The sequence below is a fragment of the Pararhizobium sp. LjRoot255 genome (genome assembly GCF_964252905.1).
In the GTDB taxonomy this organism is placed as follows: domain Bacteria; phylum Pseudomonadota; class Alphaproteobacteria; order Rhizobiales; family Rhizobiaceae; genus Pararhizobium.
In genome coordinates, this window is sequence record NZ_CAXUPQ020000001.1 from 1,170,894 (window position 1) to 1,197,784 (window position 26,891).

The window sequence follows — 26,891 nt, forward strand, 5'->3', positions numbered from 1 at the left end:
AAACCAGACCTGCCCCGATGATCATCGCGACAGCCGCGACATCAATTGCGCAGTGTAGTCCACCATCGGCACGATACGCGAATAGTTGAGCCGGGTCGGGCCGATGACACCGACAGCGCCGACGATCTTGTCGTCTCCATCCTTGTAGGGTGCAACGATCAGCGACGAGCCGGACAGCGAAAACAGCTTGTTTTCCGAGCCGATGAAGATGCGGACCCCAGGCCCGCTTTCGGCGAGATTGAGAATTTCGATGAGGCTGTCCTTCTTTTCAAGATCGTCGAACAGCATGCGCAGCCGGTCGATATCCTCGGCACCGGCAAGCCCCTCAAGCAGGTTGGCGCGACCGCGCACGATCAGCTTGGTCGGATTTCCTTCGGTTTCACTGCCCGACCATATGGCGAGGCCCCGCTCGACCAAATCCTGCGACAGTGTATCGAGCTCGCGCCGAACGGTTTCCTTGACCTGTTCGAGCTGGCTGCGCACTTCGGGCAGCGTCTGGCCGGCGAGATGCGCATTGAGGAAGTTGGCGGCTTCGGTCAGTTGTGAGCTCGTGACGCCGGCGGGCAGCTCGATGATGCGGTTTTCGACCTGATCGTGTTCGCCGACCAGGACGGCCAGCGCCTTCGTCGGCGCCAGGCGCATGAATTCGACATGTTTCAGCACCGGATCGCTCTTTGCCGTGATGACGAGCCCCGCGCCGCGCGACATGCCGGAGAGCATCTGGCTCGCTTCGGTCAGCAGGGTTTCCACAGACTGGTCGCGATCATTGCGGCGCACGTGCCGGTCGATCGACGCACGATCTTCCGCCGAGAGGTCGCCCACCTGCATGAAAGCATCGACAAAGAAGCGCAGGCCGATCTGGGTCGGCAGGCGACCGGCGCTGATATGCGGGGCATAGATCAGGCCCAGATCTTCCAGATCGCTCATGACGTTGCGCACGGAGGCCGGCGACAGCGACATCGGCAACAGCCGCGACAGGCTGCGCGAACCAAGTGGCTCGCCACTTTCCAGATAGCTCTCCACGATACGACGGAAGATTTCTCCCGAACGCTCGTCGAGCGCCGAAAGCCTTTCCCGCATCGCAGATTTGTCCACCATCATTCGAACGCAAAACCCATTCTGTTCAGATCAACTGAAATATAGTGATCTCGGCCCGGATAGCAAAAAGGAAATTGGCGAGGAAGCGTTCGCCCACAGCCGCTGCCCGGCCGTTTGTTCTTTTCCTCGCAAGTGATTTCCCTTCCTCCCAACATAGGTTAGAAGGCTCCCAAACATCACAGGAGTTCATGATGCGGCCTTCCGGCAGAAAAACCGACCAGATGCGCAAAGTCTCGTTCGAGCGCGGCATTTCCAAACATGCCGAGGGGTCCTGTCTCGTCAAGTTCGGGGATACGCATGTGCTGTGCACCGCAAGCCTCGAGGAAAAGACGCCGCCGTGGCTGCGCAATAGCGGCAAGGGCTGGGTGACCGCCGAATACGGCATGCTGCCGCGCGCCACCGGCGAACGCATGAAGCGCGAGGCCGCCAGCGGCAAGCAGAGCGGCCGCACACAGGAAATCCAGCGACTGATCGGCCGTTCGCTGAGAGCCGTGGTCGATCTGCAGGCGCTCGGCGAGCGCCAGATCTCGATCGACTGCGACGTTATCCAGGCCGATGGCGGCACCCGCACGGCCTCCATCACCGGCGCCTGGATCGCTCTGCGCGACTGCCTTGCCTGGATGGAAGCGCGCAACATGATCAAGGTCGAGAAGGTCCTGAAAGACCATATCGCCGCGATCTCCTGCGGCATCTTCGCCAACCAGCCGGTGATCGATCTCGATTACCTGGAGGACTCGGCTGCCGAGACGGACGCCAACTTCGTCATTACCGGCTCCGGCGGCATTGTCGAAATCCAGGGAACAGCCGAGGGCAAGCCGTTCTCGGAAGAGGAATTCGCCACACTGATGGGCCTTGCCAAGAACGGCATCGCCGAACTGGTCAGCCTGCAAAAGCAGGTGATCGAGGGTTAAGAACGGAGATTGCACGCTATGCAACTGGCATCGTCGCCCCTCATTTGCCCGTCGGGCACCTTCTGCCCGCTTGCGGGGAGAGGTTAGGGTGAAGGGCAGGTCCAATGGCCGATGACCAGAGCATGGCGTTCGAAGGCGTCCTGGAGACGGCGCTCTATGTGGACGATCTCGACCGGGCGGAGGCGTTTTACGGCTCCGTGCTCGGGCTCGAGAAGATCAGCCGCGCCGGCGCCCGGCATGTCTTCTTCCGCTGCGGTCCGGGCGTTCTTCTGATCTTCAATCCGGCGGAAACGGTGAAACCGCCGCCGCCAGGAGGCCTGCAGGTTCCGCCGCACGGCACGCACGGGCCAGGGCATATGTGCTTCCGGGTATCTACCGGGCATCTCGATGCCTGGGAAGAAAAGTTGAAGGCGGCCGGCGTCGCGATCGAATCCAATGTGCATTGGCCGTCGGGCGCGCGATCCTTCTATTTCCGCGATCCGGCTGGAAACAGCCTGGAATGCGCCGAAGCCAGACTCTGGAATTTAGATTGAGGGCAGATCGCCCGGATGAGAAAGACGCAGATGCGCAAACTTGAAGACAAGACCGTGATCGTCGCCAGCCACAATGCCGGCAAGATCCGCGAAATCCGCGACCTGATTGGCCCGCTCGGTTTCGAGGCGAAATCCGCCGCCGACCTCAATTTTGTCGAGCCGGACGAGACCGGAACGACTTTTGAGGAAAACGCGACGATCAAGGCGCTAGCGTCGGCGAAGGCCTCCGGCCTGCCGGCGCTTTCGGATGATTCCGGGCTTGTAGTCGATGCGCTGAACGGTGATCCGGGCGTTTACACTGCCAATTGGGCGGAAACCGCCGACGGCACGCGCGATTTCGCCATGGCAATGGAAAAGGTCGAGAGAGCGCTCCAGGAAGCGGGTGCTACGGCATTCGACCGGCGCACCGGCCGCTTCGTCTCGGTGCTCTGCCTCGCCTGGCCGGATGGGCATGTAGAGCTGTTCCGTGGCGAGGTGGAAGGCCACATCGTCTGGCCGCCGCGCGGGACACAAGGGTTCGGTTACGACCCGGTCTTTCAACCGCTCGGTTACGACACCACATTCGGCGAAATGAGCGCCGACGCGAAGCACGGCTGGAAGCATGGCGATACGGAAGCGCTGTCGCACCGAGCCCGCGCCTTCAAGCTTTTTGCCGAGACCTGCCTCGGGGCCTGAAAGAACGAAACATTATGGCCACTTTCTCCTCCATTGGCGACAGCACCGACCCCGGTTTCGGGGTCTATGTGCATTGGCCCTTCTGTGCCGCCAAATGCCCCTATTGCGATTTCAACAGCCATGTGCGGCATCAGCCGGTCGACCAGCCGCGTTTCGTCTCGGCGTTCCTGACCGAGATGGCGGAAGCCCGCCGCCTTTCCGGCCCGCGCACCGTCACCAGCATCTTCATGGGCGGCGGCACGCCCTCGCTGATGGATCCGGCAACGGTCGAGGCCGTGCTCACCGGTATCGCGAAATTCTGGCATGTGCCTGACGGTATCGAGATCACCATGGAGGCCAACCCCTCCAGCGTCGAGGCAACGCGTTTTCATGGTTACAGGGCTGCCGGCGTCAACCGTGTCTCGCTCGGCGTCCAGGCGTTGAATGACCGCGACCTCAAATTCCTTGGCCGGCTGCACAATACGGAAGACGCGCTGAAGGCGATCGGGCTGGCACGCGACATCTTCCCGCGCATGTCCTTCGATTTGATCTATGCCCGCCCGAACCAGACGGTCGCGGATTGGGAACAGGAGCTGAAGCAGGCCGTCTCCTACGCCGTCGATCACCTGTCGCTCTACCAGCTGACAATCGAGGAAGGCACACCCTTCTACGGCCTGCACAAGGCGGGCAAGCTGGTGGTTCCGGATGGCGAGCAGTCGGCCGTGCTCTACGAGGCGACGCAGGAGATTACCGAGGGCTTCGGCATGCCGGCCTACGAGGTGTCCAATCATGCCGCCCCCGGCGCCGAAAGCCGCCACAACCTGACTTACTGGCGATACGGCGACTATGCCGGCATCGGCCCCGGCGCGCACGGGCGGCTCAGCATGGGCCGCGACAAGATCGCCACCGCTACCGAGCGCAAACCGGAAGAATGGTTGAAACTGGTCGAGGAAAACGGCCACGGCATGATCGACCAGGAGGTTCTGGGTCTCGACGAACAGGCCGACGAACTGCTGCTGATGGGCTTGCGGCTGAGGGAGGGTATCGACCTCGTGCGCTGGCAAAGCCTCTCCGGCCGCGAGCCCGACCCGGATCGCGAGCAGTTCCTCATCGAGCACGGCTTCATCGAACGGCTTGGCAATTCCCGCCTGCGCTGCACACCCTCCGGCATGCTGATCCTCGATGCGGTGGTCGCGGACCTTGCCTGCTGATCCTATTCAAACTTCGAAAGATATTTTCTAAGGACCATGCCGAGCGTTGCCCGCTCGTCCGGTTCGAGGTGCGCGGTCAGCCGATGCTGGTTGGCGACATGGGCCGTGACGGCACGCTCGACGAGATCGAGCCCCTCCGGCTTCAGGGCGATCAGGACGCTGCGCCGATCCTCGCGATTGGTCAGCCGCTCGACGAGACCGGCCTTCTCCAGCTGGTCGATGCGGTTGGTCATCGTACCCGAGGTGATCATCATCGTTGCCAGGAGATCACCGGGCGAGAGCTGATAGGGCGTGCCGGACCGCCGCAGCGCTGCAAGCACATCGAAATTGGCGGACGTCAGGCCAAACTCGAGGAATGTCTTCTCGACCTCACGCCCGAGATAGGTCGCGAGCCGCGCCAGCCGCCCGAGCAGCCCCATCGGCTCGACATCTAGGTCCGGGCGTTCCCTGCGCCACTGCTCCAGGATTCTATCGACATGATCCTTTTCCATGACCATCGTCGTAGGAAAATTTTATCTTGACGTCAAGATAAATGATGGTACGCTTATTTATCTTGAAATCGAGATACTTTAAATGAAGATAAAATCCGCCTCCCTCACCGATATCGCCCTGACAGCCGTCGCGCCGGCCATCTGGGGCAGCACATATCTGGTCACCACTGAACTCCTGCCGCATGGATATCCGCTGACGGTTGCCATGCTGCGCGCCCTGCCGGCCGGCATCATCCTTCTGTTGATCGTCCGGCAGTTGCCGCGGGGCATCTGGTGGCTGCGGAGCTTCGCTCTCGGCGCGCTCAATTTCTCGTTCTTCTGGGCGATGCTGTTCATCTCCGCCTACCGCCTGCCGGGTGGGGTTGCAGCAACGGTCGGCGCCATCCAGCCGCTGATCGTCGTGGCGCTGGCACGCCTGCTGATCGGCACGGCAATCAGGCCGCTGGCTATCGCGGCTGGTCTGGTGGGCATGGCCGGGGTCGGCCTTCTGGTGCTGACGCCATCGGCAGCGCTCGATCCCATCGGCATCATCGCCGGGCTGGCCGGCGCGGTGTCGATGGCCTTCGGAACGGTGCTGGCTCGGCACTGGGCGCCGCCGGTTTCAAGCCTGACCTTTACCGCATGGCAACTGACGGCCGGCGGCCTGCTGCTGTTGCCAATAGCACTTCTGCTTGAACCCGCCCTGCCGACGCCGACACTGGCAAATGTCCTCGGCATTACCTGGCTCGGCCTGATCGGCGCGGCCTTCACCTATCTGTTGTGGTTTCGCGGCCTTTCGAAGCTCGAACCGGCCGCCGTTGCCTCCCTCGGCTTCCTAAGCCCGCTGGTGGCGACGCTGCTCGGCTGGAGCGTGCTTGGGCAAAATCTCTCGCCGGCTCAAATCATCGGCATGGCGGCCGTGCTGGTCAGCGTCTGGATGGCACAACGGACGCAGATGGCGCGACGAGCGACCGCTCCCATGGCAGCCCTGCCCGTCAGGTCCTAACCACTGTTTTCCTCGCCGCGTAAGCTTGGAGATCGAGGCAGAGCCGCCCGGTCAGCCGGCTCTGCCGATGATCCCGACGGTGGTCAGGCCCACTCGCCCTTGCGCATCACGGGAACCTTTGCGCCGTCCGGCCGGATGCCCTCGATATCGACCTTACCGGAACCGATCATCCAGTCGATGTGGATCAGACTGGAATTGCCGCCCTGCGCCTTGATCTGCTCCTGGCTCAGCGACGCGCCGTCGAGGAAGCACTTCGAATAGCACTGGCCGAGCGCGATATGGCAGGAGGCATTTTCGTCGAATAGCGTGTTGTAGAACAGGACGCCGCTCGCCGAGATCGGCGAGGAATGCGGCACCAGCGCCACTTCGCCGAGACGCCGCGCACCCTCGTCGGTATCCAGAACCTTCTTCAGCACTTCCTCGCCCTTGGTGGCCTTCGCCTCGACGATGCGTCCGCCTTCGAAACGAACCTGGATATTGTCGATCAGCGTGCCCTGATGCGACAGTGGCTTGGTGCTCAACACATGGCCTTCGACGCGGAGCGCATGCGGCGTGGTGAAGACTTCCTCGGTCGGGATATTCGGATTGCAGGTGATGCCGTTCTTGGCCGTCGAGGCGCCGCCGTGCCATTCATGGCCGTCAGCCAGGCCGACGGTCAGATCAGTGCCCGGACCGGTGAAATGCAGCGCGGCAAAGCGCTCGGCGTTCAGCCAGGACGAACGCCGAGCGAGATTGGCGTTGTGCTCGGCCCAGGCCGCGATCGGATCCTCGACATCGACGCGCGAGGCGGCGAAGATCGCATCGGCGAGCTTTTCGACGGCAACGTGTTCAGGATCGCCCGGAAACATCTGCTTCGCCCAGGCCGGGTTCGGATAGGAAACGATGTTCCAGTTGATGTCGAAATTGGAGATCTTCTCCAGCGCCGGCTTGTAGGCGATCGAATTGGCCTTGTTGGCGCGCGCCACCTTGGCCGGGTCCTGGGCTGCCAGCATCATCGGGTTGTCGCCCGAGATCGCCAGGCGGGCGGCATTCTTGCCGTACGCCTTGGCCATGCCGTCGTAGAGCCAGTCCGCCGCCCGGTCGAAGCTTTCCTCCGGCGCATATTGATAGCGCGCGAGCGTCGTCTCTTCATCCGAATAGAAGGTAGAGACCAATGCGGCGCCGGCGATATAGGCGTGCCTGGTGATCAAACGCACAAGCGGCAAGGCGGCGATCGGAGACGTGATCACCAGTTCCTGTCCACGCTCGAGCCGCAAGCCAACCTTGACGGCGACTTCGGCGAGCTTTTCCAGTTTGACGGGATCGACGGCTTGATGGGCGGGGGAATGGAAGGTCATCGCATATCCTGCTGACTTGTTAGTCCGAACCACCTGTTTAATGCGCTTCGGACCAAAACAGAAGGCTTTTGCGATCACCGCCGATCACATCATCAATCAGGCCGCCGCCAGCTTGCCGCGCGCTAAAAGATGGGCGTCATGCCGGTGCAGGAAGGCGAGCAGGCGTTGCTGATAGTCCGCGGTGACCGCCTCGACGACGCTTGGCCGGACGGCAAGCGTCTGGCGCCAAGCGTTGACGCGCGGCAGCCCAGCGAAGATGCCGCTTTCGAAGAGGCTTTCGAACAGTTCGAAATAGCGCAACACCGGCGCGAAGACGGCGTCGACCACGCGGAAGTGCTCACCCGCGAAATAGGGTCCTTCGCCCAATTCCTGTTCGAGCGTAGCGAATTTTGCCGCGAGCACCTGGCGCTTTGCCTCGAACTGTTCGGCGTCCTTCGTCGTCTCATAGACCCAGAGATCAGCAAGGATGGATGAGCCGAATTCCATCCAGCCGCGATGGCGCGCACGGGTCAGCGGATCGGCCGGATGCAGCGGCGCACCCGCTTGGGTTTCCTCCAGATACTCGCAGATCACGGTGCTTTCGAACAGGATCGCGTCATCCCGGCCGGCCCTCGGGACTGCCAGCAGCGGCACCTTGCCGAGCGGCGAGACGCGCAGAAACCAATCCGGCTTGGCTGCGAGATCGATATATCGCCGATCGAAGGCCACGCCCTTTTCCGCCAACACGATCGAGGCGCGCTGCACGTAGGGGCAGAGATAGTGGCTGATGAGGGTGAGCTTTTCGGAATGCATCGGCTTACTCCATTTTAGATGCAACTACATGTATTATCATTTGCCAACGTCGTCAATATAGATGTATATGCATGTATGTCTAAGATAGAAGCGACCGCTCCCAGCACCAATGCCACGCAGGCCTGGATCAATCTGATGCGGGCGCAGCAAAGGGTGCTCGCCCTGATCGAGCGTGACTTCAAGGCCGCGGGCCTGCCGGGGCTTGGCTGGTACGATGTGCTCTGGGAGCTTTCTCGCGCCGACGCCGGACGCCTACGGCCATTCGAGATCGAGGAGCGCACGCTTCTCGCGCAATACAATCTCTCACGCTTGATCGACCGGCTGCAGCGGGAGGGTTTGGTCGAACGCCAGACCTTCGACGACGATGGCCGCGGCCGGTGGGTGCTGATCACCGACAAAGGCCGTGCCTTGCGTTCGGCGATGTGGGACGTCTACGCCAAGGCGATCGCAAAGCATGTCGGCGCAAGGCTGCCGGATGCCGACGCCGCGCAACTTGCGGGCTTGCTGTCGCGATTGCTCTAAAGCTTCAGGCAATCAGTGGCGCCGCGACCGCATTCAAGGCCCTGCGCGCATCCTCGGGGGCAAGCCGCACTTGCAGGCCGCGCTGGCCGCCGTTGATATAGACGAGCGTCTCGCCGAGCGCTTCTGCCTCGATCGCCGTCGGGACCTGCTTCTTCTGCCCGAACGGGCTGATGCCGCCGACATGATAGCCGGTCAGCCGCTCCGCCTCGGCCGGTTTCATCATGTTCGCCGACTTTCCACCAAAGGCGGCCGCCAGCTTCTTCATGCTGACTTCGCGATCGGAGGGCACGACAATGCAGACCGGCTTGCCGTCCACCTCTGCCATCAGCGTCTTCAAGACACGGCGCGGTTCCTCGGCCAGCGCTTCTGCTGCCGCCATGCCGATCCGGTCGGCGGAAGGATCATAGTCATAGGTATGAACCGTAAAGGCGGTTCCGGCCTTTGTCAGCGCAAGCGTCGCACGGGTGCTTTTCGACATGGTTTCCGTCAATTTCACGAAAAGGATGTTGCGGTTCAGCCCTTATGGGCGCGATCGAGATGATCGAAAACTCCGAGGCGGCGCCTCTCGCTCTCTCGATCCGGCGGAAAACGAGCTTCGGCATCGAACTCTGCAAGCGCCCTGGCGGAAAGCTCTTCAAAAAGCTTGTTGAGGCTGACCCCACGGGCCGAAGCAAGCGCCTTCAATCGCTGATACTGATCGTCTGGAAGACGGATCGTCAGTGTGCTCATCTCAAGACCTCCTTTCCGCCGTCAACCTCATCCAGCAGAAAAGATACCCTCATAAACGTCCGGCTTGAAGCCGGCCGTGAACGTTCCATCACGATCCAGCAGCGGCCGCTTGATCATCGAAGGCTGGGCGAGCATCAGGGCAATCGCCCTGTCTTCGTTCAATCCAGCCTTGTCGGCATCGGGCAGGGCGCGAAAAGTGGTGCCGGCGCGGTTGAGCACGGTTTCCCAGCCGAGCGCCGCGCACCAGCGCTGGAGCGCTTCACGCGAAATACCGGATGCCTTGTAATCGTGGAAATCATGGGCGACGCCTTGGCCCTCCAGCCAGGTGCGCGCCTTCTTCATCGTGTCACAGTTCTTGATGCCGTACACCGTCACGCTCATGCGTCATGTCATCCCTTTGCTTGCCGGCAAGCGGGATAGCATGACGCAGGATATCGGGAAAGCCGCAGTTAACGACGGCCTCAATCCAGAAGCGGCCAGCGACCGATATATTCGTATTCGCATCTGCCGATAAAACTGCGGATGAGAACGAACTCGCGCGCAATCCAGCTGACCGGCTCGGCGAGCCTGTGCTCGGGAACAGACGCCTCATCGTAGAAAAGCGTCATGTGCGGCGTGAAGCGAGGATTGTAGGTGAAGGTCAGTCCGACAGCCCACATCTCCTTGGCCAGTTGGACATGCAGGTCCATGATCTCCTCACTGCGCACGGCATTGCCGAGCACGACCGCGTTGGTGCTGGCGAAATGCATGACCCGGTCGAACGTCACCTCGAACGGCGCGGCCTTGACCGTGGCCATTGCAGCCGACACGGCAAAGACAGGATCCTCTGGAAAATCGGCATATTTCCCAACCGCATTCAGCGAGACATGCATAAGCTCCTGCGGACGGGGACATTTCGAGAGCCCATGTCGTTGCGATACGTCGCGGCCGATTTCGACGGCCTGCAACGCCACGTCGCGCTCGGGCACGATTGCCAGAAACAGATTGCTCCTTCCGGCATCATCGAACTTTCGCGCATTCCCTCCATTTGCAAATGCAAACGATTTCCGATCACGACGCACGGCTTCATTCCCGGCTTTTCCAAGCATGCCAGACCTCATCTCTTTTTGAATGACGCGATTATAGCCGAGTCCCGCGGGAGATCAAGAACAAAACAAGAACATCGTGAATCCATTCCCATCGATCATAATCCTGGAATGTTCGCTTCTGGGCAAATCGTTGAATTCTCGAGAGTAGCCAAAAGAGGCGCTTCCTGGTCCGATCCCACGTATGTTGCGCAAGAAACGGGTGGCATCGAGGACGAGACTGGAAGAGGATCGGGCATGGCTTATATTTACAAAAACCTCGCCTCGCCGGCGGGTGCGCTGAAGCTTTTTCCGAACGACGCAGGCGAGAGCGCGCCGCAGCGTGATGCTCACAGGCCGCTCGAATACCACGATCCGCTCGGCGGGAACGACCTGAAAGGAGTTGGGCATGGCCCGGATAGCACCAAAATATCACGTCTTCGAAACCGCTGGCGGTTACTGCGGTATCGCCTGGAACGGCGTCGGCGTCGTGCGTTTCCAATTGCCGACCCGCAGCGCCGAGGCAACGGAGCGAAATCTCCTGCGCCGCATGCCTGACGCCGAGCGCACCGCTCCAACGCCGGCGGTAAGCGAAGCCATCACCGCCGCGAAACGCTATTTCAACGGCGAAAAGATCGATTTTTCAGACGTCCGGCTCGATCTTGACGGGCAGGACGAATTCTTCAAGCAGATCTATGCCGCCCTGCGCCGCGTCGGCTGGGGCCATACGACCACCTACGGCACCTTGGCGAAGGAACTGGGCGCCGGCCCTGAAGCCGCGCGCGATGTCGGGCAAGCCATGGCACAGAATCCAGTGCCGTTGATCATCCCGTGCCATCGGGTGCTCGCTGCCGGCGGCAAGGTGGGCGGTTTTTCGGCGCCCGGCGGCGCGACTGCCAAGGTCCAGATGTTGGAACTGGAAGGTGTCCATCTCAGGCCGCCGGAGCCGGCACAGCAATCGCTCGGCCTATGATTTCGCGGCTCTGCGCATGCGCGGAAAGCTACGCGCCGACATCACGAAAAAATCGGTTTTACGGCGAGTGAAGGGAACGTAGCGGCCAAAAGCTCGTTTATTATATTACCCATCACTGTCAAAAACAGAAAGGAAAGGACAATGAGTGTACGTGATTTGATTCCATGGAACCGTGGCAAACCGATTCCCAGCATCTATCGCGGCGACGACATGGATCCGTTCCTGTCGCTGCACCGCAACCTTAACCGTATGGTCGACGAAGTCTTCCGTGGCTTCGACATGCCTGCATTTGGCCAGATGATGACGCGTAGCGGCACCTGGCCGACTGTTGAAGTCTCGGAGAACGAAAAAGAAATACGCGTCATTGCGGAAGTGCCCGGCCTCGAAGAGAAGGATATCGAGGTGACGTTGGACGACGGCGTCCTGGCAATTCGCGGCGAAAGGAAATCGGAAACCGAGGACAAGGATCGTCAGTTCAGTGAGCGCTACTACGGACGCTTTGAACGACGGCTCGCTCTCGGCCACGAGGTCGACGAAGACAAAGTCGACGCAAAGTTCGACAACGGTGTTCTTTTGGTTACGCTGCCGAAGACCGCAAAGGCGCAGGCAAGTGCCAAGCGGATTGCGATCCACCATTGAACACCGATTGTGACGAGCCGACCGGGCGCGTGACGCGCCCGGTACTGAACCAGGATCACTCCGGTTCGCCGACCTTCGACTTCCACCGAGCAAGAAGTTCGAAATCAGCATGGCGGTGTCCGACGGCCCGGTGAGGAAACCTGACTGCGGTTTCTCCCGCGCCTCATGGCGCTGGCGATGGGCAAAGCCGGCCCCACCACCCTTCACAGTCTACAGGCGGAGCGTTCTCGAAAATGACCTCAAATCATTCCCACTCGATCGTGCCGGGTGGCTTGCTCGTGACGTCGTAGACGACACGATTGATGCCGCGGACTTCGTTGATGATGCGGGTGGCGGCGCGGCCGAGGAATTCCATGTCGTAGTGGTAGAAATCCGCGGTCATGCCGTCGACGGAGGTGACGGCGCGCAGGGCGCAGACGAATTCATAGGTGCGGCCATCGCCCATGACACCAACTGTTTGCACAGGAAGCAACACAGCGAAAGCCTGCCAGATGGCGTCGTAGAGGCCGGCCTTGCGGATCTCGTCGAGATAGATGGCATCGGCCTCGCGCAGGATTTCGAGCTTTTCGCGGGTAATGCCGCCCGGGCAGCGGATCGCGAGACCGGGGCCAGGGAAGGGATGGCGGCCGATGAAGCTATCTGGCAGGCCGAGCTCCTTGCCGAGCACGCGGACTTCGTCCTTGAACAGCTCGCGCAGCGGCTCAACCAACTGCATGTTCATGCGCGCCGGCAGGCCGCCGACATTGTGGTGCGACTTGATGGTGACGGACGGACCGCCGGTGAAGGAGACGCTCTCGATCACATCCGGATAGAGCGTGCCCTGCGCCAGGAACTCGGCGCCACCGAGCTTCTTGGCTTCCGCTTCGAAGACATCGATGAACAGGCGGCCGATGGTCTTGCGCTTGGTCTCCGGATCGCTCTCGCCTTCCAGCGCATTGATGAACAGGTCCGATGCATCGACGTGCACCAGATGCAGGTTGTAGTGCTCCTTGAACATGGCGACGACGTCGGCCGCCTCGTTCTTGCGCATCAGGCCGTGGTCTACGAGAATGCAGGTCAGCTGATCGCCGACTGCCTCGTGGATGAGGAGAGCGGCGACCGAGCTATCGACGCCGCCGGAGAGACCGCAGATGACGCGCTTGTCGCCGACCTGTTTGCGGATTTCGGCAATGGCCTTGTCGCGATAGGCGGCCATCGACCAGTCGCCCTTGAGACCGGCGATCTTGTGGACGAAATTGGCAAGCAGCTTGGCGCCATCCGGCGTGTGCACGACTTCCGGGTGAAATTGCACCGCGTAGAATTTTTTCGCCTCATTGGCGATGAAGGCGAAGGGAGCGTTCGGCGAGGCGGCGACGACTTCGAAGCCAGCCGGGATCGCCGTCACGCGGTCGCCATGGCTCATCCAGACCTGATGGCGGGAGCCTAAGGTCCAGATGCCGTCGTAAAGCGCGCATTCCTTGTCGATCTCGATGAAGGCACGGCCGAATTCGCGGTGATGGCCGGCCTCGACCTTGCCGCCGAGCTGCTCGCACATGGTCTGCTGGCCATAGCAGATGCCGAGAACCGGCAGGCCGCTGTCGAACACCACCTGCGGCGCGCGCGGCGAGCCGATATCGAGCGTCGAGGCCGGGCTGCCGGACAGGATGATCGCTTTCGGGTTCAGCCGCTTGAAACCCTCGTCAGCGGACTGGAAGGGCACGATCTCGCAGTAGACGCCGGTTTCGCGAACGCGCCGCGCGATCAGCTGCGTGACCTGGCTGCCGAAATCGATGATGAGAACGGTATCGGGATGGACTGTCGCTGTCATGACGCGCTTCCGCTGGCTTGGGATCATCTGATGGGGAACTATGGCGAGCCTTTAAATAAAGGCAGCGCCGAGCGCAACGATTACATTGCACCCCGACAATTTTGCGTCGTCAGACGGCGATTTCGCCCGTTTCGACGGCATTTTCCACCGCGTCAACGACGGCAGCAAGCTTCTCGTCGATGACGTGCAGATATTCGGTCCAGTCGCCGACATGTTTCAGCTCGGCCTTGCCGTCGGAAATGCCGCGTAAGCCGATCAGAGGAACACCAAAGGATTGGCAGGCGCGCAGGATGGCGAAAGTCTCCATCTCGACCATGTCGGCCGCGATCGTCTCATAGGCCGCGCCAGAAACGATATCGGCGCCGGTCGAGAGGCTGGCCTCCTTCACGCCGGGAATGCGCAGCGGTAGATCGACGGTGACGGGCAGGTCGAGGAAGGGTGTGGCGCCTCTCTCAAAGCCAAGCGGCGAGGCATCCATGTCGCGATAGGCAACCGAGGTCGCTTGATAGACCTCGGCCTGCTCCAATCGCGCGGAACCGGCGGAGCCGAGCGAGATGACGAGAGCGGGAAGGCTGTTGTGGGCGCGCAACTCCGACAGGGTTCGGGTCAGCGTCACGGCAGCTTCTACCGGACCGACGCCGGTCATCAGCGGCGAAATGCGTTCGCGCAGGTGCACGCCATATTCCGCATCGACGGCCATGACATAGAGCAGCGCCCTGCCTGCCACATGCTTCAGTTCGAATGTCATCCCTCAATTCCCTCACGTCCGCGGATCACCATCATCGTGCCGGTCATCGAGGCGATCAGCTTGGCTGGTCCATCTGCGGAAAGCGCATAGCCGCGGCCGTCGGAGACGATGATCGTCGTGCCCGGTTTCGTCACTTCGCCGCGAAACAGGAACCGCTCGCCGCGGCCGGGCGACATCAGGTTGACCTTGAATTCGATGGTGAGGATGGAGGCATCGGGATCGATGACCGAATAGGCGGCATAGGTGCCGGCGGCGTCGAGCGCCGCGGAAATGATGCCGGCGTGCAGGAAACCATGCTGCTGCGTCAGCTTCTCGTTGAACGGAAGTTCGATCTCGACGGAGCCCTGCTCCACCCGCGTCAACTCGGCGCCGATCGTCGCCATGGCGGCCTGCCTGCCGAAACTGTTGCGGATGCGGTCGCGAAATTCCACCGTGTTCTCTCAATCGTCTGCGTTGATCATGGACCTTGCCGGCCCCGATATCCGGGCGAGCAGACAGTTGCATGGCGGGAAAACAAGGACAAGCTCAATTGATGAGGAAAATCGAGAGCAACGGGGCGAAGGCGATGCCGGCGAGAGGGGCACGCCAAGAGGGTAAACCGGCGCAGGCATGACAATGCGGTCAGCAATCCCCATATCGATTGCATGGATGAACACAGGCCCTTCGACATACGGCCGGGCACCGGCGACGACATCTTCGCGATCGCCGGGGTGCTCGTAGATACATGGCGCTCGACCTTTCGCGGCCTGCTGGCGGATGCCTTTCTCGACGGCATGTCGCGCGAGGATGAGGCCCTTCGCCTCGCACGAAGGATGGGCGTGCCGGGTGTCTATTATCTCGTCGCCGTCGAGCCTGCCACGAGCAACATCGTCGGCTTCGCCAATTTCGGCCCGCCGCGCGGCCGCGTTCCAGCGCATATTCATGAACTTTACGCGCTCTATATCCGCAGCGAGCATCAGAGGGCCGGCATCGGCGCCGCCTTGGTGGGGTCGGTGGCAGCGCAATGCGCCGGGCAAGGGGCTAAGTCCCTGTTTGCCTGGGTTCTCGCCGGCAATCCCAACCGGCGGTTTTATGAACGGCTTGGCGCGAAAGCGATCGGAACGAGCGGGATCGGGGTTGGAGACCGGAGTTATGAGCAGGTCGCCTATCTCTGGGAGGATATCGCAGCCTTGGTCCCTCGAGCCAATGGTCAATCCTGAACACTTTCAGAGTTTCCCGACCTTGACGAAGTGCTGGTCCCAGGCGACCTTGCTCTGCGCATCACCGAACTGGCCGCGGTAGGATGACGCAATGAAGCCATGCGCGGCGGCGGCGATGCCGGCCGCATCGGCGAGACTGTCCTGCCTGACGACTTGGCCGGTTTTTGCATCCACCGTCAACACCGTCCCGCCCTTGGGCGACGTCAGGGCCACCAGCCCGTCTTGCCGATTGACCGCAATGGCGCCGACGTAATTGGCGAGCGCAAGCGTCGTCTTCGCCGGCAACGCGAGAAAGCGGATGTCCTCGCCGCGCGCGAACGAGCCGGCAAGCGGCGGCAGATCGTTGCGGGCGCCCTCGTACTGGCAGGCGAACCAGATCCGACCGTCGGCATCAATATCGACATGCCGCGTGGAAAGCTGGCGCAGGTGGTCCGGCATGACGTGGCGCTCGATCAGCGCGCCCGTTTGCGTGTCGATCAGCGCCAAAGACGGCTCCATGTGGTCGAGGTTGAGTTTGGTGCGGCCGAAATCCGGATGTGTCTCGATGCCGCCATTGGCGACGACGAGCATCCGGCCATCCGCCGACAGCGTCATGTCGTGCGGGCCGATGCCATAGGACGGAAATTCACCGATCCGGACAAAATCGTTCGTTCCGTCATAGACGCCGATCATGCCTCGATTGCTGGCGAAATCGTTCTCCGTCGCATAAAGCAGCCGACCATCGGCCGAAAAGCAGCCATGGCCATAGAAATGCCGCCCCTCGACCGAGGTGATGACGATCGGCTCGACGCTGTTATCCGGCGTAAAGATCATCGCATAGGTGCCGGGCCGGCGGGCAAAGGCGACCGCGCGGTGGGTGATCGGCGAGTAGGTCAAGCCATGGGCACGGGCCGGCAGCGGTTCGCGCGCAATGATCTCCCCCTCCTCCGTCAGCGTCGCCACGCCATAGGAGCCATCCGGCGCCATGAAAGCGGAAGCATAGACGGCATCGGTGCGCGACAGCGCGAAGGTGGCCCGCGGCGCAAGCGCCGCCGCCCAGACCGCCCCGGCCATCGTCAAGAAGGCGCGGCGGTCGATCAAACCCATGGATCTGCGGGGATTGAGGTTCATGAAAATGCTGCCAGTTCAAAATGGTGCCGCGTACCAGCGCGACACTCTTTACCGCCCATCGGACTATTGCTCTACAGCCATCCCCGCCGCTTGAAATAGACGAAGGGCAGAACGGCCGAGAGCACCATCATCAACAGCGCCATCGGATAGCCGAACTCAAATTTCAGCTCCGGCATGACATCGAAATTCATGCCGTAGATCGAGGCGACCAGCGTCGGCGGCAGGAAGACGACGGCGGCGACGGAGAAGATCTTGATGATCTGGTTCTGCTCCAGATTGATCAGCCCCAGCGTCGCATCGAGCAGGAAGTTGATCTTGTTCGACAGGAACAGTGCGTGGTCACCAAGCGAGGTCGCATCGCGCTGGATCAGCTTGACCCGCTGGCGGCTTTCCTTGATCGCCTTGCGGGTGCCGATCCCGTCGAGTGCCGTATGATAGGCAACGAGCCGGCCGACGCTGACGAGGCTTTCGCGGATGACGCTCAGGAAATCGCCTTTCTGACCGATCTGCTCGATCAGCGACTGGAGGTCACGGGTCTTCTTCGTGACGCTGGCATTGTTCTTGCGGAACACCTCGCGCGAGATGCCGTCAACCTCATTACCAATGCGCTCCAGCGCATCGGCCGTGCGGTCGATCATGGCTTCCAGAAGCCCCAGCATGGCCAATTCGCCGCTCTCGCAGGAGACGCCGTTGGGGCGCTGCATGCGCGCGGCATAGAGATGGAATGGCTTCGGATCAGCATGGCGAACCGTGACCAGCGTCGCCCCTTTCAGGATGAAGGTGACCGGCACTTTGACCGGGTTATCGCCATCGAGCTCGGTCGCCGCGGTCATGGTCATGAACTCGGCGCCGTCCTCCTGATAAAGGCGGTCGGAAAGTTCGATCTCCTGCATTTCGTCCCGCGTCGGAATTTCGATGCCGAGATGCTGTTCGACGACGCGAGTCTCGTCCTGGGCGGGATTGAACAGATCGAACCAGACGACCGGTGTGGTTTCAGCCAGGTCCGTGGCGTCGAGCAGGGCGAAGTGATTGTTCTGGCTTTTGTAGATGCGCAGCATATCGGGTTCCATTCTGGCAAGTCTGTCGACCGCCAGCGGACCCCTTGTTACCAGGGCCTGACGGTCGGCAAAATCGAAGCGATACTTCGACTGTCGGGGTTCATGATCCGTTGATCCTTATTTGGCCGTGTTCGCGGGTGGAACACAGGTGACCGCTTTGCGCCTGTGTTCGGTTTTTGTCAACCGGTTTCAAGGGCTTGCAGGCCCGCGTCGGCCGCGGTGCGACGCTCAGTCGCCATCCGCGAAGGAGAAGCCGGCGCCAAGCCCGATGGCGCCGCCGAAATCGAGATTGAGGCGCTGCAGAACGTCATTGGTATTCTGCAGGATGCGGTTCAGCCTGCCGCGCTGCTCCTCGTCTTCGATCGCCTCGTCGATCGGTAGATCGATCTGATCGGCATCGTCGACGATGGCTTGCAGAACATAGTTGATGGCGCGCGCCATGGAACGTCTGTCGTCAGGCAGCAGGGCTTGCATGTCGGCCGTGTTGAACAGTGTCTGGAGTGCCATGAAATTCGCCGAGAGCGCCGGCATGGTGTTGCCCGAGCGCCAATAGATCGCCAGCTTCGGATGTCCCTTGTCCGGCTCGCCCTTGATGATGCCGGCATAGAACGGCCGCAGGCGCTGATCGCGGATGCTTTCGACGCCGTGGACGAGGACGCCGAGCAGTTCGGTCGCGGCTTCCTTGCCGTCGCGATAAAGTGGGTTGTCCGGACCGGGCGCCTTCCAGGCCGACTGGATGCCATCCGGTTTTTCCCATTCGGCATGAAGCTCGGCGGCAACGGACTTCAGATTGTCGGCGATCGCCGCGCCATAGCGGCAGCGGAACCCGTTCTTTTCCGAGGCCAGAACCTCCGCGCCCGTGCCGTAGAGCACATATTCCAGTGCGCCGAGACCCTGCGCAGCAACGCTCTTGCCCTTGAGGGTCTCGGCCGAGGTCGCCGTTTCGTCATTCGTCGCCAGAATGCGCTGGACCTGTTTCAGGCCGGTGCTCTTGCGATCCGGAAAAAACAGGAACCGCTCGAACCGGTTGCCTTCGATGACCGGCCCGACACGGACGATCTCGATCGTCGACCATTGCTGGACCACCTCGTCGAAGGTCATCTGCACGTCACCGAGCGTCTCCTCGGAGGGCTTGTCGCACAGCACACGGGCCGCTTCGGCAAGCGATTCTGCGCCCTCCGTCAGGTCCCGGTAGCCGGGGCGGATGAAATCGTCGACAGCCTTCTGCATGACACCCGGCACCGCCTCCAGCTTGAGCCCGGCGCGTGGCGGCGCCGCCTCATCCACGTCCTCGGCCATGACGGGCAGCGACAGGAGGGCAAGGCTGAGAAACAGGGGAAGCCGGTGGCGCATCAAAGAGACTCCAGAAATGTCATCAGGGCTTGTCTATCGGCTTTTTCCAGTGCGGCAAACCGGTCACGGGCCTTTGCCGCCTCGCCGCCGTGCCAAAGGATGGCTTCGGTCAGATTGCGGGCACGCCCGTCATGAAGGAAGAACGTGTGGCCGCTCACCGTCTTGGTCAACCCGATGCCCCAGAGCGGCGGCGTGCGCCATTCGCTGCCCGAAGCTTCGCCCACCTTTTGGCCGTCAGCAAGACCCTCGCCCATGTCGTGCAGCAGAAAATCGGAATAGGGCCAGATCAGTTGGAAGGCATGCGCCTTGTTGGCGGCATCGCGGCGGGTGACGAATTTCGGCACGTGGCAGGCAATGCAGCCGGTTTCATAGAAAACCTTCTTGCCCGCCAGCGTTTCTGCAAAACCCGCCTTGCGCCGCGCCGGGACAGCAAGATTCTCCGAGTAGAAGGTTATGAGATTAAGGACCGGGTCTGGCGCTTCAGTATCGCCCAGCCTCGGCTGTACGCCGTCGGCCAGGGCGAGACAGGCGGTTTGTGCGGCCGTGCAATCGCCATGGCTGCGCTTCGCATCCGGAGACGAGATGCCGATGTCCCCCGCCAGCGCGTTGGCGCTCTGCTGGCGCACCGTGGCGCTCTGTGCTTTCCAGCCGAAGCGGCCGAGGGTGAGTTTGCCGGAGGCCGGATCGCGCACCGCGGCCGGTTTGCCACTTATGCCGTCGCCGTTCTTGTCGTCCGGATCGGCATTCGTCAGGATATCGGCGGAGTGAATGGCTTCCGCGAGCCCCAGCCCACCCATCGCCTGCGTCACGCGGGGCGACAGCGTGGTCGCTTCATCAAGGGCACCATAACCCGGCTTATCGATCGAATAATGCGGCTTGCGCAGGAAAACCGTTTCGCCGCCCGCCAGCACCACCGGGGTCTCCGTATAGCTGACCTTCATTTGGCCTTCAGCGGGAAGACCGGGCACGGCGCTGTCCTGCAACTGCGTGCCGTAAACGGGATCCGGAAAATTCAGCACCTCGTGGGCCGCGATCGCCGCCTGTTCCTCCGCGGTCTTCGGCGCTCGGGCAAGACGCAGGAACATCGAGGTCGCGTCCGCCGACCCGTCCGGCGGGTGCCCCCGCCCGTCCTTCAGATGGCAGGTCTGGCAAGCACGGGCATTATAGAGCGGCCCCAGACCATCCGACGCCTGCGTCGATGAGGGCGAAGAGACCCAGAGCTTGCGGAACAGCGCATTGCCGAGCTTGAACGTCTCTTCCTCGGCAAAGGTGATATTGGCCGAGAACTGCGAGAAGCTGTCCTGATTGACCGAGGCGATGGACGTGCCCGCACCACCCGACATCGCTTCGAATTTTTCGGCTTTGGAAAAATTGGCGGCGGGGCGGGTTACGGCCTGTACACGGATTTGGTCGGCCTCGGAAAGGTCATCTCGGCCTTCGGCGGCAAGAGCGTCTATCACCCCGCTTTCCATTGCTGGGGCACTACCCCCCTCTGCCCTGTCGGGCATCTCCCCCTCAAGGGGGGAGATCGATGTGGCAAGCTCGAGCGCTTTTTCAGCCTGCGGAGTTTCCGACATATCGGCTGGCAAAGAGCCAATCTCCCCCCTTGAGGGGGAGATGTCACGCAGTGACAGAGGGGGGTATGCCGCACCAAATACCGCACGCTCCTCGCCAAAAACGGAAAAGCCGCCCGCCGCTAGCAAAAGTGCAGCGGCAGACGGCAAAATCACACGTCGGGCGAGCCAAACAGGCATTCAGAAAAAACCGGGCCGCACACCGGAAGCGGCGGCCCGCCTTTGCTTTCTTATTGGAAGACTGCGTTAGGATTATCCAGGCTGTCGGAACCTTCAAGCTCGATCGCGCCGAGGTCCAGCGACGCAATGACGCGCTCGACCGTCTTTGCCTGGGCGACGAGGCCATCGATGGCAGCCTGGACGATGGCGTTGCCTTCGGCATTGCCCTCGGCGATCATCTGGTCATAGGCTTCGACCGTCTGGCCGCGCTTGGCCATCGCTTCCATCGCAGTAATCGTCGCTGCCAGCTTTCCCTTCATTTCCTTGTCAAGCGCCGGATCCTTGGCGGCGACGAGTTCGGAGAGCGAAGGGCCGGTCAACTTGGTGCCGTCAACTTTCGTATATTCGCCGGTATAGGCGGCCTGGATGCCGATCGCATCGTGCAGATGCGAGTTGTAGGTGTTGTCGGAGAAGCAATCATGCTCTTCTTCCGGATCGTGCAGCAGGAGGCCGAGCTTCATGCGCTCACCCGCCAGCTCGCCGTAGGAGAGCGAGCCCATGCCGGTCAGGATCGCCGCAACGCCGGCCTTGGCGTCGCCTTCGACATTCTTCGTGGCGGCGCCATCCGGCGCCCAGTTGGCGACCATGTCCTTGAGGTCGGAAACAAGCAAGTCGCTGGCGGCCTTCAGATAGGCGGCGCGGCGGTCGCAATTGCCGTTGGTGCAATTCTTCGTGTCATAGTCCGTATAGGACCGGTTGCCCGCGCCCTTGCCGGTGCCGTTCAGGTCCTGGCCCCAGAGCAGAAATTCGATGGCGTGGTAGCCGGTGGCGACATTCGCCTCGATGCCGCCTGCTTCCTGCAGCGTGCTCGACAGGAATTCCGGCGTAATGCTGGTTGCGTCCACGTCCTTGCCGTCGATCTTGATCGTCTTGTTGGCGACGACGTTGGCGGTGAACAGCGCGTTCTCGTCGCTTTCGGCGCCGTAGCTCGGATCGACATAGTCGATAAGGCCCTCGTCCAGCGGCCAGGCGTTGACCTTGCCTTCCCAGTCATCGACGATCGGGTTGCCGAAACGGTAGACTTCGGTTTCCTGATAGGGGTTGCGGGCCGCAAGCCAAGCCTCGCGAGCCGCCTTCAGCGTCGCTTCGCTCGGTGTCGCGATCAGCGCATCAACGGCCTTGTCGAGCGCTTCTGCGGTCGTAAGAGCGTCGGAATATTTGGCGTGTGCCACCTCGGCATAGTGCTTGACGACGGCGGCTGCGTCGGTCGCAGCCTGGGCCGGCTGCAGCGCAAGCATCGACGTTGCGGTTGCAAACGCCAGTGCGGCGCTCCGAAGGAATGATGTGGTCATGACCTCTCCTGGTATTTTCCGAATGAATTCGGTGTTCCCCGCGCCCCGGCGTCCGGTCGCACAATCGCGCGGACCAAAATAGAACGTGGCTGTTCAGCCCGGTTTTCATGAACCAAAACGAAACTTGTGTCAAAGTGTATAGTTTATACGTTTTCAGGATGGGAGGGGACGGAGAGCTCGTCGCAGCGGGTGGGAGGAGCCAATATTCCACGGCAGCCACGAATGCCGTTCAGGTCTTGCGGCCCATCAAGCAGAAGAAGAAGCCGTCTGTGCCGGTGGAGGCCGGCGTCAGCGTCACCGTCTTCATGTCGGCAGACCAGGGTTGCGGCTTGTCGGTACCGAACAGACCTGCCCAGGCATCGGCGCCGGACAGGATCTCGAATTCCGGATTGTCCTCGCAGAAATTGTAGACCTGAGCCTCGTTTTCTTCCGGTAGCACCGAGCAGGTGATGTAGATGAGGTGGCCGCCCGGGCGCACGAAGGAGGCAGCGCCCGCAAGCGCTTCCTGCTGCTGCGCCAGGCGCTCCTCGAGATTCTTCCGCGTCAGCCGCCATTTTGTGTCCGGCCGGCGGCGCCAGGTGCCGGTGCCGGTGCAGGGCGCATCGACGAGAACCCGATCGCATTTGCCAATGAGCGGCGTCAGGCCTTCCAGGCGGTCGTGGACCTGGACGTTGCGCGTGCCGGCCCGCTTCAACCGCTCGATGATCGGCGCCAGCCGCTTGCGGTCGGTGTCGTAGGCGTGCACCTGACCCTTGTTGTTCATGGAAGCCGCCATGGCCAGTGTCTTGCCACCACCTCCGGCGCAATAATCGAGAATCTGGTCGCCTTCTTTCGGCATCACCAGGTCGGCCACGATCTGCGAGCCTTCGTCCTGAACCTCGAACCAGCCCTTCTGGAAGGACAACTCCGCCGTGACGTTGGGCAGGCGCGACGGCCCCTCGCCCGCCTGCACGCGAATGCCGTTGCGCGCAATCACCGTTGGCTCGACACCGCTGCGCTCCAGCGCCTTCAAAACCTTCTCACGGGAAGCCTTCAAGGTATTGGCGCGCAGATCGAGAGCAGGACGCCCAGCCAACGCCTTTGCCTCGGCGAGCCAGTCTTCGGCAAAATTCTCCTCGAAGGACGGCTGCACCCATTCCGGAATATCGCCCTGCACATGCAGCGGCGCGTCTTCCAGCTTGCGGCTGGCGAAAGCCGCTTTCTTCTCTTGCGTGAGCGGTTCAGGCGCAAACTTGTCGCCCTCCAATTCTGCGGCAAGTTTCTCCGGCGACACGCCCCACTGGCGAAACATCACCGCGTGACCGAGCGCCGTGGCGGTGTCGCTGTCCATCAGCCAGGTGTGCGAAAGTTTCATGCGCAGAGCGTCGTAGACGATGTTGCCGATCGCGGCGCGGTCGCCCGACCCGGCAAAACGATGTGCCAGTCCCCAGTCCTTGAGGGCATCGGCAACGGGACGCTTGCGCGCCTCAATATCGGCAAGAACCTCAATAGCTCCGGCGAGCCTGCCACCCAGTCGCATCTTTCAAACTCCATTTTCCGCCGTGGTAGCGGTGATGGCCGCCAAGAGCAAGCCGGGAAGCGGCGGCGCGTGACGATTGCTGATTGGATGCGAGGTCGTGGCCGATACGGGAGGCAGAAGCGCCCTTTCCGAACGTACCGGATCAAACCCGACCGGAAGAAAACCGGGCAGGCACTTTTTGGACGTCAGCTGACGACGCGATAGCAGATGCTTGCAGTTCCCGAACGGATCATGCCGATGTGGGAGGCGGCGGCCTTGGAAAGATCGATGACGCGGCCGCGAATGAAAGGACCACGATCGTTGATGCGGACGACAACCGTCTTGCCGTTGCGCTTGTTGGTGACGGCGACCTTGGTGCCGAACTTGAGGTTCCGATGAGCGGCCGTCAGATATTTGGCGTTCATTCGTTCGCCGGACGCGGTGCGCGAGGAAAGCGCGTACCAGGATGCACCGCCGCAGCCAGATCCTGCAGCGTGGCTTGGTGTTACCGATGTGAGAATTGCCCCCAAGGCAAAAGTTGCCGCCAATGCAGCAGACGCGAATTTGGTCTTGATCAAAGACGACCCCTTCGTTTGAAAATTTAGTTAAGTCTCACTAAAGATGCGCTTGTCGGGGGAAAAAATGGCAAAAAAGTGCTTCAACCTTTAACGTTGCATTAGGAAGTATTGAAGATCTACAAAAAATTAAAATTACGAAATTTTGAAATTCTGTCACATTCGCGCAGAAATGCTTTGGAATCAGACGTTAATCTGAAAATGCCCTGGCGGCCGCCTGCCAACCCTGGGTCGGATATAAAAAATGATTCAAATTTTTGAAAAGTGCCTTATTTGGCCTGTTTCAAAGCTATAAAACCGCAATATCCCGTTAAGGTTGCATATCACCGAAAGAGCAAATGCAAATTTTCTTACCAATTTGGATAGATTAAAATCGCCCAAAAACGCGAATATTTCAGCGTTTGATTCTTAGATCTACCGGAAGAAACCCATAGTCTTTCGAAATCATTTATACTTGAAAGATCATCCGCGCCATTGCCCGCCACTCCATAATTCCGCTAGCGAAATCCGATAGTCGGGAAAACGGAAGACGAAGCCGAGATCGCGCAGGCGCGCATTCGAAACGCGTTTGTTCTCGCCATAGAACGACCGCGCCATGGGAGACAATTCGGCCTCCTCGAAGGGGATTTCAGGCGGCGGGCTGACGCCCATCAGCCGTGCAGCCTCGGCAACGACGTCCTGCGGCGGCGCAGGCTCATTGTCAGTGACATTGAAGATGCCACCGATCGATTTCTCCGCCAGAAAGCGTGCCGCGCCCGCGATATCCTCGACCCGGATGCGGTTGAAAACCTGGTTGGGCTTGATGAGGCGGCGCGCCGTGCCGGCTTCGAGATTGCAGAACGCATTGCGACCGGGGCCGTAGATACCGGCAAGCCGTAGCACCGCGACCGGGATATTGTTGTCGCGGCCAAAGGCAAGCCAGGCCTTCTCCGCCGCCACACGCTCCACGGAGCGAGCGGAAACCGGCTCCAATGAAGTCTCCTCCGTGACCCAGGCGCCACCATGATCACCATAGACGCCGACCGTCGAAAGATAGCCTGCCCATTCAAGGTTCGGCATCAGTTCGGCAAGCGGTGGTGTTTCGGGACGCATGATCGGATCGCCCTCACGGCCCGGCGCGATGGACTGGATCAGGTGCGTCGTCCGCTTCATCACCGAGGCGAGTTCCGGCGAGATGCTAACGCCGTCATAGACAAGCGCATCGATCCCGCGCTCGCGAAGGTCGCCGAGCTTGTCTTCCGACCGCGTCGTTCCGGTGACCGATTGCGCCAAGGGCAGAAAGGCCTTGGCAATGGCCGAGCCGGAAAAACCGGCTCCCAGGATGAGAACATGCATCACACAACTCCTGCCAGTTTCCATTCGGCGAGAACCTCGGCGTCCGACTCGCTCTGCCGTCTTGCCGCAAAATTCGCAAAATCGCCAGCCGTCATCAATCGTGAAAGCGCCCAGACCGCCATGCCGCGCACCGTTGGCGACATATCCTTCGACAAGGTCGCGCAGACATCAATCAGCCCCGCATCGCCGGAATTGCCGGCGGCGATCAGACAGTTGCGCACGAAGCGGTCGCGGCCGATGCGCTTGACCGGCGAGCCGGAGAAAAATGCGCGGAACGAAGCATCATCGAGCGTCAGAAGGAAGGACAAAGACGGCGCTCTCAAATCCTCGCGCGCCTTCAGCTTCATTTCCGAGGCTGTCGTGGCGAACTTGTTCCACGGACAGACGGCAAGACAGTCATCGCAGCCATAGATGCGATTGCCGATCAAAGGCCGCAAGGCCGGATCGATCGGCCCCTTGTGCTCGATCGTCAGATAGGAAATGCAGCGACGCGCGTCGATTTTGTAGGGGGCCGGAAAGGCATTGGTCGGGCATACATCAAGGCAGGCGCGGCACGAGCCGCAATGATCCCGTTCGGGTTCGTCGATCATAAGGTCCGCCGTGGTGAACAGGCTGCCGAGAAACAGCCAGGAGCCGAATTCGCGGCTGACGAGATTGGTGTGCTTGCCCTGCCAGCCGAGGCCCGCCTGCTCAGCCAGCGGCTTCTCCATCACCGGGGCGGTATCGACGAAGACTTTGACGTCCTCACCTGCCCTTGCCGCAAAACGCGTCGCCACTTCCTTGAGCTTGCCTTTGATGACGTCGTGATAGTCGCGGTTGCGCGCATAAACCGAAATGGTCCCACGATCGGGCTGTTCGAGGAGGGAGCGCGGGTCCTCCTCCGGCCCATAATTCATGCCGAAGAGCACGACGGAGCGAACATCGCTCCACAGTACCCGGGGATCGGCGCGGCGGTCGGCCGTCTCCGCCATCCAGTCCATCGTGCCGTGATATCCCTCGCCAAGAAAATCGGCGAGACGTCCCGGCGCCTGCGGAATGGAGTCTGGACGCGCTACGCGGCAGACGTCGAAACCTTTGTCGCGGGCTTCGTCCTTGAGGAAGCTGGTGAGCGTCCGGCGCCTCTTGTCGTGCTTCTCCCTATGGAGCGCATCGCCCGGCACGGGGTTCTCCTGTTGCTGGAGCAT

General features: G+C 61.3%; 29 protein-coding genes. 9 read left to right on the top strand and 20 right to left on the bottom strand.

Annotation, left to right across the window (positions count from 1 at the left end; genetic code table 11):
* Positions 1-21 precede the first annotated feature (21 nt).
* Complete coding sequence (hrcA, locus tag ACSQ2W_RS05805) at positions 22-1,080, bottom strand: heat-inducible transcriptional repressor HrcA (RefSeq protein ID WP_436085407.1); 1,059 nt, start codon at positions 1,078-1,080, stop codon at positions 22-24.
* A 209-nt stretch (positions 1,081-1,289) separates the two neighbouring features.
* On the opposite strand from hrcA, the gene rph reads away from it, so the two are divergent.
* The 4 genes from rph (at position 1,290) to hemW (ending at position 4,407) form a co-directional block, all read left to right on the top strand.
* Positions 1,290-2,009: a ribonuclease PH gene (gene rph, locus ACSQ2W_RS05810; RefSeq protein ID WP_436087683.1), complete on the top strand. Its 720-nt coding sequence runs from the start codon at positions 1,290-1,292 to the stop codon at positions 2,007-2,009.
* 104 nt (positions 2,010-2,113) lie between these two features.
* Entirely contained in the window at positions 2,114-2,542 is a 429-nt protein-coding gene (locus tag ACSQ2W_RS05815) for a VOC family protein (RefSeq protein WP_436085408.1), read from the top strand.
* Positions 2,543-2,572: 30 nt separating this feature from the next.
* The gene (gene rdgB / locus ACSQ2W_RS05820) at positions 2,573-3,217 is read left to right on the top strand and encodes an RdgB/HAM1 family non-canonical purine NTP pyrophosphatase (protein WP_436085409.1); all 645 of its coding nucleotides are present in this window, start codon (positions 2,573-2,575) and stop codon (positions 3,215-3,217) included.
* 14 nt (positions 3,218-3,231) lie between these two features.
* The gene (hemW, locus tag ACSQ2W_RS05825; protein WP_436085410.1) at positions 3,232-4,407 is read left to right on the top strand and encodes a radical SAM family heme chaperone HemW; all 1,176 of its coding nucleotides are present in this window, start codon (positions 3,232-3,234) and stop codon (positions 4,405-4,407) included.
* A 2-nt stretch (positions 4,408-4,409) separates the two neighbouring features.
* Here hemW and ACSQ2W_RS05830 read toward each other — a convergent pair whose 3' ends face one another.
* Positions 4,410-4,904, bottom strand: a complete 495-nt coding sequence (locus tag ACSQ2W_RS05830) for a MarR family winged helix-turn-helix transcriptional regulator (protein WP_436085411.1) — start codon at positions 4,902-4,904, stop codon at positions 4,410-4,412.
* Positions 4,905-4,980: 76 nt separating this feature from the next.
* On the opposite strand from ACSQ2W_RS05830, the gene ACSQ2W_RS05835 reads away from it, so the two are divergent.
* Positions 4,981-5,883, top strand: coding sequence for an EamA family transporter (locus ACSQ2W_RS05835; RefSeq protein ID WP_436085412.1), 903 nt, complete (start codon positions 4,981-4,983; stop codon positions 5,881-5,883).
* Between the two features lie 83 nt (positions 5,884-5,966).
* Here the strand turns inward: ACSQ2W_RS05835 and ACSQ2W_RS05840 are convergent, their stop codons facing one another.
* Positions 5,967-7,220, bottom strand: a complete 1,254-nt coding sequence (locus tag ACSQ2W_RS05840; RefSeq protein WP_436085413.1) for an aminopeptidase — start codon at positions 7,218-7,220, stop codon at positions 5,967-5,969.
* Between the two features lie 96 nt (positions 7,221-7,316).
* Positions 7,317-8,012: a glutathione S-transferase family protein gene (locus tag ACSQ2W_RS05845; protein ID WP_436085414.1), complete on the bottom strand. Its 696-nt coding sequence runs from the start codon at positions 8,010-8,012 to the stop codon at positions 7,317-7,319.
* A 75-nt stretch (positions 8,013-8,087) separates the two neighbouring features.
* On the opposite strand from ACSQ2W_RS05845, the gene ACSQ2W_RS05850 reads away from it, so the two are divergent.
* Positions 8,088-8,534: a MarR family winged helix-turn-helix transcriptional regulator gene (locus tag ACSQ2W_RS05850; protein WP_436085415.1), complete on the top strand. Its 447-nt coding sequence runs from the start codon at positions 8,088-8,090 to the stop codon at positions 8,532-8,534.
* A 4-nt stretch (positions 8,535-8,538) separates the two neighbouring features.
* Here the strand turns inward: ACSQ2W_RS05850 and ybaK are convergent, their stop codons facing one another.
* The 4 genes from ybaK to ACSQ2W_RS05870 all read right to left on the bottom strand — a co-directional run bounded on the left by ybaK (position 8,539) and on the right by ACSQ2W_RS05870 (position 10,351).
* The gene (ybaK, locus tag ACSQ2W_RS05855; protein ID WP_436085416.1) at positions 8,539-9,012 is read right to left on the bottom strand and encodes a Cys-tRNA(Pro) deacylase; all 474 of its coding nucleotides are present in this window, start codon (positions 9,010-9,012) and stop codon (positions 8,539-8,541) included.
* Between the two features lie 35 nt (positions 9,013-9,047).
* A complete protein-coding gene (locus ACSQ2W_RS05860) occupies positions 9,048-9,263 on the bottom strand; it encodes a ribbon-helix-helix protein, CopG family (RefSeq protein WP_436085417.1) in 216 nt (71 codons plus the stop codon).
* A 27-nt stretch (positions 9,264-9,290) separates the two neighbouring features.
* Complete coding sequence (locus ACSQ2W_RS05865; RefSeq protein ID WP_436085418.1) at positions 9,291-9,644, bottom strand: ArsC family reductase; 354 nt, start codon at positions 9,642-9,644, stop codon at positions 9,291-9,293.
* 80 nt (positions 9,645-9,724) lie between these two features.
* On the bottom strand, positions 9,725-10,351 hold the full coding sequence (locus ACSQ2W_RS05870) for a 2'-5' RNA ligase family protein (protein ID WP_436085419.1): 627 nt from the start codon (positions 10,349-10,351) through the stop codon (positions 9,725-9,727).
* A 385-nt stretch (positions 10,352-10,736) separates the two neighbouring features.
* Between ACSQ2W_RS05870 and ACSQ2W_RS05875 the strand changes: the two genes are divergently transcribed.
* Both ACSQ2W_RS05875 and ACSQ2W_RS05880 read left to right on the top strand, forming a co-directional pair.
* Positions 10,737-11,300, top strand: a complete 564-nt coding sequence (locus ACSQ2W_RS05875; protein ID WP_436085420.1) for a methylated-DNA--[protein]-cysteine S-methyltransferase — start codon at positions 10,737-10,739, stop codon at positions 11,298-11,300.
* 141 nt (positions 11,301-11,441) lie between these two features.
* A complete protein-coding gene (locus ACSQ2W_RS05880; RefSeq protein ID WP_436085421.1) occupies positions 11,442-11,939 on the top strand; it encodes an Hsp20/alpha crystallin family protein in 498 nt (165 codons plus the stop codon).
* Between the two features lie 244 nt (positions 11,940-12,183).
* Here ACSQ2W_RS05880 and guaA read toward each other — a convergent pair whose 3' ends face one another.
* From guaA to ACSQ2W_RS05895, 3 genes are all read right to left on the bottom strand, one after another.
* On the bottom strand, positions 12,184-13,746 hold the full coding sequence (gene guaA, locus ACSQ2W_RS05885) for a glutamine-hydrolyzing GMP synthase (RefSeq protein WP_436085422.1): 1,563 nt from the start codon (positions 13,744-13,746) through the stop codon (positions 12,184-12,186).
* A 109-nt stretch (positions 13,747-13,855) separates the two neighbouring features.
* A complete protein-coding gene (locus ACSQ2W_RS05890; RefSeq protein ID WP_436085423.1) occupies positions 13,856-14,494 on the bottom strand; it encodes a 5'-methylthioadenosine/S-adenosylhomocysteine nucleosidase in 639 nt (212 codons plus the stop codon).
* Positions 14,491-14,877 (bottom strand): PaaI family thioesterase, encoded by a 387-nt coding sequence (locus tag ACSQ2W_RS05895; RefSeq protein ID WP_436087684.1) that lies wholly within the window; start codon positions 14,875-14,877, stop codon positions 14,491-14,493. Before ACSQ2W_RS05895 ends, ACSQ2W_RS05890 begins: the two co-directional genes overlap by 4 nt.
* A gap of 261 nt (positions 14,878-15,138) precedes the next feature.
* Here ACSQ2W_RS05895 and ACSQ2W_RS05900 point away from each other — a divergent pair, with 261 nt between their 5' ends.
* On the top strand, positions 15,139-15,693 hold the full coding sequence (locus tag ACSQ2W_RS05900) for an N-acetyltransferase family protein (RefSeq protein WP_436085424.1): 555 nt from the start codon (positions 15,139-15,141) through the stop codon (positions 15,691-15,693).
* Positions 15,694-15,699: 6 nt separating this feature from the next.
* Here ACSQ2W_RS05900 and ACSQ2W_RS05905 read toward each other — a convergent pair whose 3' ends face one another.
* From ACSQ2W_RS05905 to queG, 9 genes are all read right to left on the bottom strand, one after another.
* Entirely contained in the window at positions 15,700-16,803 is a 1,104-nt protein-coding gene (locus ACSQ2W_RS05905; RefSeq protein WP_436085425.1) for a DUF1513 domain-containing protein, read from the bottom strand.
* 71 nt (positions 16,804-16,874) lie between these two features.
* Positions 16,875-17,861 (bottom strand): magnesium transporter CorA family protein, encoded by a 987-nt coding sequence (locus ACSQ2W_RS05910; RefSeq protein WP_436085426.1) that lies wholly within the window; start codon positions 17,859-17,861, stop codon positions 16,875-16,877.
* A gap of 228 nt (positions 17,862-18,089) precedes the next feature.
* Positions 18,090-19,214 carry an imelysin family protein gene (locus ACSQ2W_RS05915; protein ID WP_436085427.1) on the bottom strand — a complete coding sequence of 375 codons (1,125 nt, stop codon included), beginning with the start codon at positions 19,212-19,214 and terminating at the stop codon, positions 18,090-18,092.
* On the bottom strand, positions 19,214-20,722 hold the full coding sequence (locus ACSQ2W_RS05920; RefSeq protein WP_436087685.1) for a di-heme oxidoredictase family protein: 1,509 nt from the start codon (positions 20,720-20,722) through the stop codon (positions 19,214-19,216). Before ACSQ2W_RS05920 ends, ACSQ2W_RS05915 begins: the two co-directional genes overlap by 1 nt.
* A 296-nt stretch (positions 20,723-21,018) precedes the next feature.
* Positions 21,019-22,299 (bottom strand): imelysin family protein, encoded by a 1,281-nt coding sequence (locus ACSQ2W_RS05925; RefSeq protein ID WP_436085428.1) that lies wholly within the window; start codon positions 22,297-22,299, stop codon positions 21,019-21,021.
* A 229-nt stretch (positions 22,300-22,528) separates the two neighbouring features.
* A complete protein-coding gene (locus ACSQ2W_RS05930; RefSeq protein WP_436085429.1) occupies positions 22,529-23,818 on the bottom strand; it encodes an RsmB/NOP family class I SAM-dependent RNA methyltransferase in 1,290 nt (429 codons plus the stop codon).
* 185 nt (positions 23,819-24,003) lie between these two features.
* Positions 24,004-24,327, bottom strand: coding sequence for a septal ring lytic transglycosylase RlpA family protein (locus ACSQ2W_RS05935; RefSeq protein WP_436087686.1), 324 nt, complete (start codon positions 24,325-24,327; stop codon positions 24,004-24,006).
* A 507-nt stretch (positions 24,328-24,834) separates the two neighbouring features.
* Positions 24,835-25,707 carry an SDR family oxidoreductase gene (locus tag ACSQ2W_RS05940; protein WP_436085430.1) on the bottom strand — a complete coding sequence of 291 codons (873 nt, stop codon included), beginning with the start codon at positions 25,705-25,707 and terminating at the stop codon, positions 24,835-24,837.
* Positions 25,707-26,867: a tRNA epoxyqueuosine(34) reductase QueG gene (gene queG / locus ACSQ2W_RS05945; RefSeq protein WP_436087687.1), complete on the bottom strand. Its 1,161-nt coding sequence runs from the start codon at positions 26,865-26,867 to the stop codon at positions 25,707-25,709. The genes ACSQ2W_RS05940 and queG overlap by 1 nt, the downstream gene beginning before the upstream one ends.
* Positions 26,868-26,891: the final 24 nt, after the last annotated feature.